Genomic DNA, 11,715 nt, shown 5'->3' on the forward strand with positions numbered 1-11,715 from the left:
CCAGAAAAACATGAGTTCAGAGAAAGAAAAAATAGATGTATTGATAGTAGGAGGCGGACCTATCGGGATTGCCTGTGGAATAGCCGCCAAAAAAGTGGGCTTGAGCCATTTGATTTTAGAGAAAGGCTGCTTGGTAAACTCCATTTATAACTACCCCGCCAACATGACTTTTTTCTCTACTTCCGAGCGCTTGGAAATAGGAAAAGTCCCTTTCATTTCCCACCGAGACAAACCTACCCGCAGCGAGGCTTTGGAATATTTCCGCAGGGTGCAAAACAGCTGGGAGTTGAACATCCACTTCTACGAACAAGTAACAGGAATTGAAAAAACTAGCGGTGGCTTTTTCCAAGTAAGTTCTTCAAAAAACAAAACGTACATAGCCAATAAGGTAATTATAGCCACGGGTTTTTACGATTTGCCCAACAAGATGAACGTACCAGGGGAAGACCTACCAAAGGTACACCACTATTACGATGAACCGCATCCGTTTATAGGACAAAAGGTGTTGGTGGTAGGTGCGGCAAACTCGGCCATTGATGCTGCTTTGGAAACTTGGCGCAAGGGCGCAGAGGTATCGCTACTGGTGAGGGGTTCGGAAATTAGCTCACGGGTGAAATACTGGATAAAACCCGATATAGACAACCGAATAGCAGAAGGTTCTATCCCTGCCTATTTCGAATCCGAATTGGTGGAAATTCGGGAACATGAAGTGGATTTAAAAACTCCTGAAGGAATGGTGACGTTGGAAAATGATTTTGTGATAGCGATGACGGGCTACCGGCCAGATTTCAGCTTTTTGGAAAAAGCAGGCATCCGCCTTGGCGACGATGAGTACCAAACCCCAGTGCACAACCCTGAAACCTATGAAACCAATGTAGAAGGGCTATTTCTTGCCGGTGTGGTATGCGGTGGGTTAAAAACCAGTACTTGGTTTATTGAAAATTCGAGGGAACACGCCGATATTATTATTGGGCAAATAGCTGAAGAGGTAAAATAACAACAATCCCCAAGGAGGTTAAAATGCCTTGGGGATTGTCAATTCAAACTTTTTTTCCTAAAACTCACTAGCACCAAACTCACTTTTGATGAACTTTGCCTTGTTCTTCGTCTTATTGATGGTATAAGTCAAGTTCAGCATCAGCACATCCACTTCGTACACATAATTAGTAGTGGTGTAGAATTGGTTATCTACGCTGGTGGTAATTCGCTGTTCGTTGGACTTGAGCAAGCCCATGTCCATATTGAGCCATTGGAAAGTGGCGGTGAGCCTATCGTCCAAGAAGGTTTTCCGCAGCGTAAGGTTAGGCGATAAGAATTTTGAGTCTTCACCTTGAGCAGTTACCCTGTCTGAAATATAGTTTACACTAAACTGCATATCGAACGTTTCGCTAAAATCGATTCCCGTGTTGGCATTGATGTTATATACCCAGCTAGAGGTGCTGATAGGGCGATTATCAAACTCCCCTTCAATGCTAAGGTTGTAGTAATTTGCGCCGAAATATACATTCCACCATTCGGTTGGCTTTATCTCTGTACCAAACTCTACCCCGTAAGATTTTCCAGTACCTACGTTGGAATAAATTCGGTTCAAAATTGTATCGTTATACACCGTATTCACACGGTTCACCAAGTTCTGCACATTTCGGAAATAACCCGTTACAAAAACAGAATTATCTTCCCCAAAACCTTTTACAAGCCCCAACTCAACCAAGTCGATAAACTCTGGCAAAAGCGTCGGATCACCTTGTTCTAAGGTTTCCGAGTGCTCTCTTTCGGGGAATGGATTCATTTTGAAAGTGGTGGTTCGTTGCACCCTTCTGCTGTAGCCAGCTTTCAGGTCAAGTTCATCGTTTACATTATAAAGCAAGTTTGCCGAGGGGTAAAATTGCACAAAATCATAGTTGTAAGTGGTATCAATTGTTCCAGCCCTGTCTTGCAAATCGAACACCCTGTCCATTACTTCCATTCTCAAACCAATATCGTAGCTCACTTTCCCTTTTTCGCCCGAAAGGATGGCATATGCCGAATGGATATCCCTTTTCAAATCTACTTGGCTAGAAAACTCTGGAATCAATTCATATTCGCCAGTTTCCAAATTTTTCCGCTGATAAACAAAGTCACCCGTATGGTCGAGCGAGCGGTATTGGTAGCCCAAATCGAACGTACCTATGGCATACTCTTTCGTGGTATAATCCAGCTGCAAACGCATTCCGTTCAGCGGATTATCATTGGTGTTGTACTCATCTTGCATCACTTCATCGGTATCGAGCCAGCCAAGGTTGAGGTTGGTAGTAGGGCCACCGAGCATGGTATATTCATACAAAAAGGAAGCTTTCAGTTTCGATTTGTTTTCAAACGTATGACCATAATCAAAACTTCCCAACACAAAATCACCTCTTCTTATCCTCAAGTTCTCGTTGTAATACTGGTAGGTATACAGCCTTTCGCCTGAAGAAATTAATTCCGCATGGTTGTCATAATATAAGATATCGGCCCTACGGTCTTTGGAGCGTTTTCCAGCGTAAAAACCAAGGTCAAACGTGTTGTTTTCATTTGGTGTATAGCCTACTGAAAACCTACCTGAGTAATTTACCTCATCGAAACTGCGCTCACCGTCGGAAGGAAAGCGAGTCATCGTATCGCCTTTTATAGTGTACACATCGCCTTCTCTCCTACCCGAAATATCGTTGCGCAAATAGGCTAATCCTGCTGAAATATCCCACTTATCTTTGCGATAGTTCAAGGTAATATCTCCGCCATAACGTTTAGCAGATTCGGAATTATCGTAATCCTCCACACTGGGCAAGCCTAGCTTTCCACTCACTTGTACAAAAAGCCCATCGGTAGCCCCTTTTTTGGTGATGATGTTGATGATACCAGCTTTCCCCTCAGGGTCATATTTTGCCGAAGGAGCAGTAATGATTTCCACATTTTGCACCGCATTGGCAGGTAACTGGTTCAAAATAACCGAAGGCTCCGTTTGCACAGGTTTTCCATTGATAAGAACAACAAAACCGGTTGACCCACGCACACTGATATCGCCATTGGCATTTACCGAAACCGAAGGCATATTTCGGATCACATCGGTAGCTGTTCCGCCCGTAGCCGATTGGAACTTCTCCGCTTCGTACACTTGGCGGTCAATTTTGTGGACAGCGGTCATTCGCTCACCGGTCACCTCTATTTCATCCAACATCTTTTGGTTGGCCGAAAGGCTTACTGCACCCAAGTCGAGGTCTTTATTCCTTTCAACTATTACATCACCAACAACCTTGGTATCATAGCCAAGGAATGAAGCTTTTATATAATAGTTTCCTGGCTTTACTTTCTTGATTTCAAACGCTCCGTCCAGATCGGTAACCGCACCGCCTATTAGTGCACTATCGGCAGCAGTGTAAATTGCCACTGAAGCGTATTCAATCGGCTGGTTTTCGGAGGTATTTATTAGCTTGCCCCTTACGTCGGATTGGGCATAAATAGTTAAGCTTACTAAAAAGCTTACAATTAGAATTAGTATTTTCTTCATCGGAGGTTAATAAGTTGGGTATTGTGAATATTTACTATTGTATTAAAAACAAATTATAATTAGCACTAAACAAAGCGAATAGCCTTTTTTATTGAATCGGCAAAATTAACTCTTTTTGCGCTGACGGCGTAAGGAAGCAAAATTAAAAAGCGAAATAGCAAAAGTATGGTCTATTTGAAAAAGGAATGGAATGGTCTAAGTTAAGAAGCTAACCGGAAGGAGTTTGGTGTAACACCTGTATTTCGTTTGAAATACTTGGTAAAGTGGGAATTGTCTTTGAAATTTAGAGAGTAAGCGATTTCGGTAACAGACATGCCTGTATAAAGCAAAAGTCTTTTTGCCTCGGAAATGATAAAACTCGAAAGTATATCAGTGGCAGATTTATTACTTTCTTTCCGGCAAATGGTATTTAAGTTTTGGGGTGTGGTATGGAGTAGCTCCGCATAATGTGCCACATTATTGGTCAATCCATTTCCTTGAGCCAGTAGCTCCTTAAATTGCCCGATAGGTTTAATTTTTCACTTTCCCCTAATCCATCATGTTTTTTTGCTTGGAGTAATTTTGCTAGCAAAGCCTTGAGCAACCCCTCTATCACCGCCTTATTCTCCATTCCGTGGGCTTGGTATTCATCATTTAGGAATGCGAATCAAGGGTAGAAATATTTCCTGATATAAAGAAAAGCCATAAAGGGTTTATTTTAGGGTGTGAAACACTAGTGTCCCATTAAAATTGGGACGTTATCAATAATTAAACAAATTTGGCTCATTCAGCCTAAAACGTTCTTTGTCATTTTGAAATTTAGTTCTCTGGAAGAGGTCTCGAAGATGAGTTTTATCGGTCAATGATATACTCAATATCTGTAAGACCTCATATGTGCTTCTGTCAAGTTTCATGTCTTTCTGGACAATTGCCACCAAACAGTAGGTGCATATAGCAACATAGATCTGTATACGGACCGCATTTTCAGTAGTACCCCAGAATTTTTTGATTTTCAGATGTTGCTTTAACCATTTGAAGAACAACTCGACTTGCCAGCGATTTTTATAAAGCTGGGCAACTTGCAAAGCAGAAATGTGCATTGCATTGGTCAAGAATAGAAGCTGGCGCTTTTGTTCTTCATCCCAATATCTGACGAGCCGAAGATGTCCTGGATAATATTGTTTTGGATAAAAACCAGTCAATTCAATTGTAACATCAGAAAGTACGTTCTTGGGCAACCTCCGTTTCCATTTGATTGTCTTGCATTGGAGGTTCTTTTTTGCCCTGACAACGAAGAAAGCCCCTATCTGATGAATCTTATACAACATCTTGAAGTGGTTATATGCACGGTCAAATATGTAATAAGATCCTGGTTCATAAGGAATCTCTTTCATCGCCGTAGAATCGTGTACAGAAGCTTCTGTAATATGAAAGAATGCGGGGATCTGCGTCTCTACATCATATAAATGTATGCACTTTGATTCCGCCTTTTTTCTTACGGAACTTCGCCCACCAGAATACAGAAAGGCACAAGTCAATCGTAGTAGAGTCAAAAGCGTAGACATTGCCGTCAAGCTTGAAGATGTCAGAAACCCGTTTCTGACGGGCTTCATCAACCAGATAGTAAGCATACTCTTCAAAGATGCGATGGTCCCTGTCCTGGTTGGCCCTAGACAAGGATGACCTAGAAACATTCTTGCCCAAACCCAAATGATAAGATTTGGAATGATGGGCATCAAGTGCGACAATCAGATCTCTCAGGCTTTCACGATTGGATAATTGCCCAAACATCAGGGCAAGCAGCTGGTTCCAACAAGTGAAATGCTTCACGTATTTGTTTCCGTCATACTTACGAACGATGTAGTTAAACTTATTCCTATCCAGAAACGATGCTAACTGAGCGAAAACGTATTTATCCTTATGCATTTGCTATTCTCTTTAGGAATGAATGGCGAAAATGCAAATTGAAATCCGTTTAATCGAAAAACACCTACAACTAACTAAATTTCAAATATTTAAAAGAGTCTTATTGGATTTTAATGGGACAGCAATGGGTGTGAAACTTAAAATAATCAACCTTTATAGCTTTCTGGATGACTGCTATAATAACATATTGTGCCATCATTGCCAAAGATTCAGCAACAATACAGTGGTAAAGTTTACTGATGTTGAACTATTGACGTGTTATTTCTTTGCTCTGCTGGAAGAAGAGAAAACCCAGGTTTCTAAAATATATGGATACATCACTAAATATTGGAAAAGCTGGTTTCCTGACCTCCCTAGCTACCAAGCATTTAATAACCGTTTAAACCGATTGTCCGACGTTTTGCCATTGTTGATAGAGGTATTGCTCTGCTATAATGCTGATTTACATATAAATGACGGGAATGACTATTCTATAGATTCGTTTCCCATTATACTCTGTAAAGGAAATCGGTATGGAAAAGTAGCCAGAAATATCTCTACAAAAACGTATTCCAAGACCAAAGGGGTTTACTATTATGGCGTCAAGATGCACTGCTTGGTCCAAAACCGCCCCAACTCCTTGCCCATACCGAAATGGGTAGGTGTCACTGCCGCTACGGCACATGATATCACCGTTTTTAAAGAGCTGCTCCCATCAATGACAGCGGTAAATGTATTTGGGGACAAGGCATACCTCAGCAAGGAAGTGGCAGGGTTATGTGAGGAAAGAAATATCCGGCTTTTATGTCCTCCAAAGAGAAAAAAGGGCGAAACGGAATGGGAAAGGCGATATAATGAGGCCTTTATATCATTTTGGGGCAAAGCTGTATCAAGAACTAGGCAGGCTGTAGAAGTCTTCTTTAGTTGGTTGATTGAAAAAGTCGACATTCAAAATGCATCAAAAGTAAGGCCAGAAAAAGGGCTGATGGTTCACGCTTTTGGAAAATTTGCTTCAGCCCTTTTTATTTTAATGGGATTTTAACCCTTGATTCGCATTAGGAGTTGAAAAATCTGCTCGACTATACCGTCTTGCTTTGGGTAAATACATGGAAACGCGCTGATTTTCGAAACCAATTGCAAAATTTCCTTATCCAAGCACGAATCGATAAATGCCTTTTTAATAATGAGGACAAAACCTTCTGGCTCAGAAAGTATATTCCAAAAATGAACTTGTTCTTTTCGAACTACAAAACAAATGGGAGGCGCTATATCAAACTCCTGCATATCTATTGTATGCACGCCTTTCCCACCAGTCAGATATACAATCTCAAAATAGCTATTATGTTTATGAGGGTTCGTTTTCCTAATATTCTTCCTGAATGGAGAAATTTTAATACCCTCCTTCGGTGCTGTTTTATCTTTTATTTCAAAGCTCATTTTTAAAACTTAACTTATTTCCACCTTTCAAAATGGAACTATTTATTTGTGACAATCAACTTACAAAGTAACTAGTTTCAAGTCCTCCAAACCTTGCCTCCAGAAACTATTTTTACTTATTTTGATGAGTAACTGAACTACAACAGAATGATAGAGCCAAAAAAAGAGGGTAAAATTAAAGAAATAACAGCAGAACAAACATGGCCATTAAGGCAAGAAGTGATGTGGCCAAACAAACCCTTGGACTATGTGAAAGTTGAAGGAGATGACTCTGCCAAGCACTTTGGCTTATTTGTAGAAAACGAGTTGGTTTCGGTGGTTTCTTTGTTTGAGAAAGGGGAAAAATTGCAGTTTAGAAAGTTTGCAACCAAGGTGACTTTTCAGGGAAAAGGCTACGGAAGCCAATTGCTTCACTACTTGATAGAGCAAGCCAAAGGCAAAAGCGAGGCTGTACTGTTTTGCAATGCAAGAAAAGAAAAAACCGCCTTCTATGAAAAATTCGGTTTGGCATGCACCAGTCAAACTTTCCAAAAAGGCGGAATCGATTATGTGATTATGGAACGATCAATCGGGTAGGTAATCCGCTTCAAAAGCCTTTATGCTCAACGGGACAAAACGTGTATCGCGAATACAAATGAGCCCGTAGGCTGTTTTTCCATCTTTTATTTCCCTTCTCGACAAATCCCTCACATAAAGCTCTCGCCTAAACTTGCCGTTTTGTGCCCTAGTTCGGGTTACACGATAGACTGTAATCCCTCCTCCAACCACCGCACCAAGAGGAAATAGATCGTTGCCATTGTCTGTAGGTATCCAGATTAAGGACAATAGCAAGTACCACAAGTGCTTCCTACTTTTCTGCCTTAGCTTTTTATAGGCTACATCTTTGTCTATAAAAGTAACCTTTCTCGAACCTGCATAAATGTTAATATCTTGGTAAAAATTGATTGGAACGCCCGAGTTATTAGTCACTTTTATTGCCACTACCCTTGTCCCAGTCTTCTTTTCACGGGAAGCATATTCATGATTTCCCGCTTCTTGTAGTATGTTGTATTCATATTCCATGGTAACTCCTCTGTCCTCGGCTTTTCCCAAATACTTGGTATTTTCGATATAAAGAGGTGTGTAGATTTCAGGTGCGCAGCTCCAAAGACTCGATGCAGTTAGAAAAGCAAAGCAGATTTTAAGTAGAAGTTGTTTCATTATGTGTTTCAAGAGTTCGTTCTAACCTAAGACAATTAAAAACAGTCTCTCCCTTAGGAGCTATTTGAAATATATCTTCAAAACATGCTCCCAAACAGCTCCTAAATGCACGAACAATACAGAGGGTTATCCAAAAACCCTGGTTTTTAATCTTTAGTCAATTCTTCGAATAGTGCTACGGCCAGGTCGGCTATATCCCCATCTTGCGCAGCAGTTGCTCCGCTCACCCCAATAGCTCCCACTACTGTATCGCCCACTTTCAGAGGGACGCCTCCTTCAAAGGGTAACATATGAGGCATGCCTATCAATTGAAGCGTTCCATCAGCTATCCGTTTTTGGTACGATTCGGTAGAAGCTTCGTAATAGGCCGCACAAACCGCCTTTTTGATAGCGATGTCCAAACCTGATAGTTTTGCTCCATCCATTCGTACAAAGTACACTAACTGACCACCATCATCAACTATAGCTATGTTCATTTTGTAACCTGCCGCCTCTGATTTTTCCTCGGCCAGGGTCCCCATTTTCTTAGCAGCATCTAAAGACAGAAAAGGTTTTTGCTGGGCAATAGCCACTTGGGCAACTATGAAGGTAAGAAGTAAAAAAATAAGCTTTTTCATGTTAAGAAAATTGTTTTTTGTTTCAGTAAAATGGTTTCTTGCTAATTGGCAGCCCCCAGTTTCTTACCTAGGGCTTCTAGGTTTTTCTTCCCATTGCCAATGAAAATTTCCCCGTCTATTACCACAGTTGGTCTTTTGAGCAGGGTATATTCTTGCAAGATCAATTCTTTGATTTCCGTTTCGCTCAAGTTTTTATCTTTCAAGCCCATGAGCCTATATTTTTGAGAGCCTTTGTTGAACAAGGCTTCGTAAGAACCTGCAAGTTGGTAAAGCTCGTCGAGCTGCTCTTCGCTGATGATCTGCTTTTTCACATCTTGCATTTCAAAGCCTTCGTCCAGCCCATAAGCAGCAATTATTTTTTTACACGTTTGGCAAGTGGAGAGATAATATACTTTTTTCATAATAGGTTTTGGTTAAAAAATAATTTAGGGCTGTAACTAAGAACCCAAAGCTTTGAATTCATCGGTGTTGGGCACGCGCTCCATTTCAGCACCTTGTGGCAAATTGAGGTAAGGAATAATGGATTGATCGTAGTTGGCGATAGCGTTTACATCGTAAACACCCGAGTTACCAGTTTCTTCCATGTATTCGTCCGTCTCGTCACCAGCCATGAAGCGCCAACCGCTATCATATTCGAAATCGGGTTCTTCACGGTACATAAATCCGATTTTTGCTCCATCTACGGTAATTCGACTGGTGGCATAACAACCGCCCATCGGCTTTATCAATTCTTTTATATCGTCTTTTTTTAATAAGAGTTTCTTCTCGCTCAGCATGCTGCAAAAGGTTTGTTTTATGGAAGGCAAATATAGACAAAAAGGAAGCTATACTAAAGCGAGCCAAGAGAATCAAAACTTCTGAAAAAATTAAAAGCCGCATTTCCCCTTCCCCACACATACTTTTAAGGGCTTGGTTGCAAAAAAGTGCAAAATATTAAGTAGGATTGCAGATAAATGGAATAGGCTGTTTCATTCTTTTTGGAAGGAAATAAAAGTCATCATTTTTTTTATTCACAAACTATCATAACTCTTATGCCGCTACCAGTTGAAACAAGGCTGGAAATAAAAGAACTTGAACTCAAGTCGTTGTTAGAAACTATCAGGGCTATCAACTCAAATGCCCCCGAAAAAGACTTGTACAAGATTTTTAAGTTCATCATCAGATCAAACAGAAACATTGCAAAACTTGCCATGTATGTGTATGATGAGGTGTGGGAGTGCAAAACACATTTTGGTACAGAAACGAATTTCCCCGGCATTCCTCTGGACTCGGCGATATTAGATATAACAGAGGCAGCAAACCTGCCGTCACCCATCCCCCATTTTGAAGAGTTTGAAAAAATAATCCCTGTAAAACACAAGGATACGGTGTTGGCCTACGTATTCATTAGCAGTTCGGAAGAAGTGGAGGACGAAGATGTGCTAGATCTCGATTTTATAGAGGCACTTAGCAACATCATAATTGTGGCGATAGAAAACAAAAAGCTGGCAAGGAAAGAGCTGAAGCAAAAGCAATACAGAAGGCAGCTAGAAATCGCCAAAGACGTACAAACTTTGCTATTCCCCAAAGTACTCCCTTACGATGAAAAACTCAAAATAGAAGCAAGTTACCTGCCTCACCATACCATAGGCGGCGACTACTACGACTACATAAAAATTGACGAGGACAGTTTCTTAATCTGCATTGCCGACGTATCGGGCAAAGGCGTTCCGGCGGCCATCCTTATGTCCAACTTCCAAGCTTCGCTCAGAATTTTGTCTACCCAAGGCCTGCCCATGGAAACTGTGGTGGAAAAACTCAACCACCTCATTATCCAAAACTCAGATGGCGAAAACTTCATAACAGCCTTCTTCGCTCTTTATAATTACAAAACCAATGAGCTTACCTTCATAAATGCTGGGCACAATCCTCCGTTTATGTATGTAAATGGTAAAATGTCACGCCTCGAAACGGGAACTACTATTTTGGGTGGGTTCAATGAGCTTCCTTTCCTCGAAAAAGAAAGTAGAATAATAAAAGAAGACTTCTTCATTTTCTGCTTCACCGATGGCTTCACCGAAACCTACAATGAGGCCGATGAAGAATTTGGCGATGCCCCACTTGAAATTTTTTTGGCAAAAAGCATTGATACCGATCAAAAAGAGCTTCATGTGGAACTTATAAACGAGCTCAACACCTACAAGGGAGAAAATGCTTACGCCGACGACATCACCCTGCTTTCTTGTAAAGTATCTCCAAAAGCTTAGCCTCGCTCTGGTAAAACACCCGCTTGCCATGTACTTCTCGACCATTAAATACGCATCCCCTTTATCAGTCTTAAAAAAGAATTGCTAACTTTGGCTGCCTGTGAAATATTACCGAATTCGCAATCAAAACAACTGATTTTTAGCTCTGTTTATAAGGAAACTTGTAAACATTAAGATGTAAAATTGAATAGTGGTTATTAATGGTGTGAAGGGGCGTAAAATTTTACAATTTTTACTTTTTCTAAACAGAATATTCAACGCTTATTCGGCAGTTTCCCTAAACAAATTGCCTCATTTTATCAAATACACATGGCAACTTCCCTTAAAAATCTAAATATCTATTCAGGGCTTGAAAACATTGATTTTTCGAAAGTTAAAGTTGGAATAGCAATTTCGGAATACAACGAGGATATCACTGGTTCGCTTTACAAAGCAGCTGTTGAAACATTGACAAACGAAGGTGTAAAAGAAGAAAATATTATTACCAAGTATGTGCCTGGAGCATATGAGCTCACCTTAGGAGCACAGCACATGGCCATGGACAATAGCATTGATGCTGTGATCTGCATTGGCTGCGTAATCCAAGGAGAAACTAAGCACTTCGATTTTATCTGTAGCGCCATCGCCCACGGCATCACAGACGTATCCCTCAAGTACAACAAACCCGTAGCGTTTGGCGTTCTCACGCCTAACGACCAACAACAGGCACTCGACCGTGCCGGAGGAAAACATGGAAACAAGGGCGTAGAAGCTGCAGTTGCGGTGCTCAAAATGCTAAGTTTCTAACGAAAATAGATTAGAGTAA

15 protein-coding genes are annotated in these 11,715 nt (G+C 40.9%); 5 read left to right on the forward strand and 10 right to left on the reverse strand.

Features of this window, described 5'->3' with window-relative positions:
• Window positions 1-10: 10 nt before the first annotated feature.
• On the forward strand, window positions 11-997 hold the full coding sequence (locus R9C00_21370; protein WPO34252.1) for a YpdA family putative bacillithiol disulfide reductase: 987 nt from the start codon (window positions 11-13) through the stop codon (window positions 995-997).
• A gap of 57 nt (window positions 998-1,054) precedes the next feature.
• Here R9C00_21370 and R9C00_21375 read toward each other — a convergent pair whose 3' ends face one another.
• The 5 genes from R9C00_21375 to R9C00_21395 form a co-directional block, all read right to left on the reverse strand.
• Complete coding sequence (locus R9C00_21375; protein WPO34253.1) at window positions 1,055-3,526, reverse strand: TonB-dependent receptor; 2,472 nt, start codon at window positions 3,524-3,526, stop codon at window positions 1,055-1,057.
• A 200-nt stretch (window positions 3,527-3,726) separates the two neighbouring features.
• Entirely contained in the window at window positions 3,727-3,981 is a 255-nt protein-coding gene (locus tag R9C00_21380) for a helix-turn-helix domain-containing protein (GenBank protein WPO34254.1), read from the reverse strand.
• A gap of 8 nt (window positions 3,982-3,989) precedes the next feature.
• On the reverse strand, window positions 3,990-4,136 hold the full coding sequence (locus tag R9C00_21385; GenBank protein ID WPO34255.1) for a hypothetical protein: 147 nt from the start codon (window positions 4,134-4,136) through the stop codon (window positions 3,990-3,992).
• Window positions 4,137-4,266: 130 nt separating this feature from the next.
• Window positions 4,267-5,070 (reverse strand): IS4 family transposase, encoded by an 804-nt coding sequence (locus R9C00_21390; GenBank protein ID WPO34256.1) that lies wholly within the window; start codon window positions 5,068-5,070, stop codon window positions 4,267-4,269.
• Window positions 4,964-5,431 (reverse strand): DUF4372 domain-containing protein, encoded by a 468-nt coding sequence (locus R9C00_21395; GenBank protein WPO34257.1) that lies wholly within the window; start codon window positions 5,429-5,431, stop codon window positions 4,964-4,966. Before R9C00_21395 ends, R9C00_21390 begins: the two co-directional genes overlap by 107 nt.
• A gap of 223 nt (window positions 5,432-5,654) precedes the next feature.
• Between R9C00_21395 and R9C00_21400 the strand changes: the two genes are divergently transcribed.
• Window positions 5,655-6,452: a transposase gene (locus R9C00_21400; protein ID WPO34258.1), complete on the forward strand. Its 798-nt coding sequence runs from the start codon at window positions 5,655-5,657 to the stop codon at window positions 6,450-6,452.
• Here R9C00_21400 and R9C00_21405 read toward each other — a convergent pair.
• Window positions 6,449-6,847 carry an AraC family ligand binding domain-containing protein gene (locus R9C00_21405; protein ID WPO34259.1) on the reverse strand — a complete coding sequence of 133 codons (399 nt, stop codon included), beginning with the start codon at window positions 6,845-6,847 and terminating at the stop codon, window positions 6,449-6,451. The two genes, R9C00_21400 and R9C00_21405, sit on opposite strands and share 4 nt — an antisense overlap.
• Window positions 6,848-6,994: 147 nt before the next feature.
• On the opposite strand from R9C00_21405, the gene R9C00_21410 reads away from it, so the two are divergent.
• Window positions 6,995-7,423, forward strand: coding sequence for a GNAT family N-acetyltransferase (locus R9C00_21410; GenBank protein WPO34260.1), 429 nt, complete (start codon window positions 6,995-6,997; stop codon window positions 7,421-7,423).
• Here the strand turns inward: R9C00_21410 and R9C00_21415 are convergent.
• The 4 genes from R9C00_21415 to R9C00_21430 all read right to left on the reverse strand — a co-directional run bounded on the left by R9C00_21415 (window position 7,412) and on the right by R9C00_21430 (window position 9,440).
• The gene (locus R9C00_21415) at window positions 7,412-8,047 is read right to left on the reverse strand and encodes a hypothetical protein (protein ID WPO34261.1); all 636 of its coding nucleotides are present in this window, start codon (window positions 8,045-8,047) and stop codon (window positions 7,412-7,414) included. The two genes, R9C00_21410 and R9C00_21415, sit on opposite strands and share 12 nt — an antisense overlap.
• Before the next feature lie 146 nt (window positions 8,048-8,193).
• Window positions 8,194-8,664 carry a heme-binding protein gene (locus tag R9C00_21420; protein WPO34262.1) on the reverse strand — a complete coding sequence of 157 codons (471 nt, stop codon included), beginning with the start codon at window positions 8,662-8,664 and terminating at the stop codon, window positions 8,194-8,196.
• A gap of 41 nt (window positions 8,665-8,705) precedes the next feature.
• The gene (locus R9C00_21425) at window positions 8,706-9,065 is read right to left on the reverse strand and encodes an ArsC/Spx/MgsR family protein (GenBank protein ID WPO34263.1); all 360 of its coding nucleotides are present in this window, start codon (window positions 9,063-9,065) and stop codon (window positions 8,706-8,708) included.
• Window positions 9,066-9,101: 36 nt separating this feature from the next.
• Complete coding sequence (locus R9C00_21430) at window positions 9,102-9,440, reverse strand: DUF2185 domain-containing protein (GenBank protein WPO34264.1); 339 nt, start codon at window positions 9,438-9,440, stop codon at window positions 9,102-9,104.
• Between the two features lie 255 nt (window positions 9,441-9,695).
• Between R9C00_21430 and R9C00_21435 the strand changes: the two genes are divergently transcribed.
• On the forward strand, window positions 9,696-10,910 hold the full coding sequence (locus R9C00_21435; protein WPO34265.1) for a PP2C family protein-serine/threonine phosphatase: 1,215 nt from the start codon (window positions 9,696-9,698) through the stop codon (window positions 10,908-10,910).
• Between the two features lie 309 nt (window positions 10,911-11,219).
• Window positions 11,220-11,696: a 6,7-dimethyl-8-ribityllumazine synthase gene (gene ribH / locus R9C00_21440; protein ID WPO34266.1), complete on the forward strand. Its 477-nt coding sequence runs from the start codon at window positions 11,220-11,222 to the stop codon at window positions 11,694-11,696.
• Window positions 11,697-11,715: the final 19 nt, after the last annotated feature.

It is taken from the genome of Flammeovirgaceae bacterium SG7u.111, from assembly GCA_034044135.1.
Lineage (GTDB): Bacteria > Bacteroidota > Bacteroidia > Cytophagales > Flammeovirgaceae.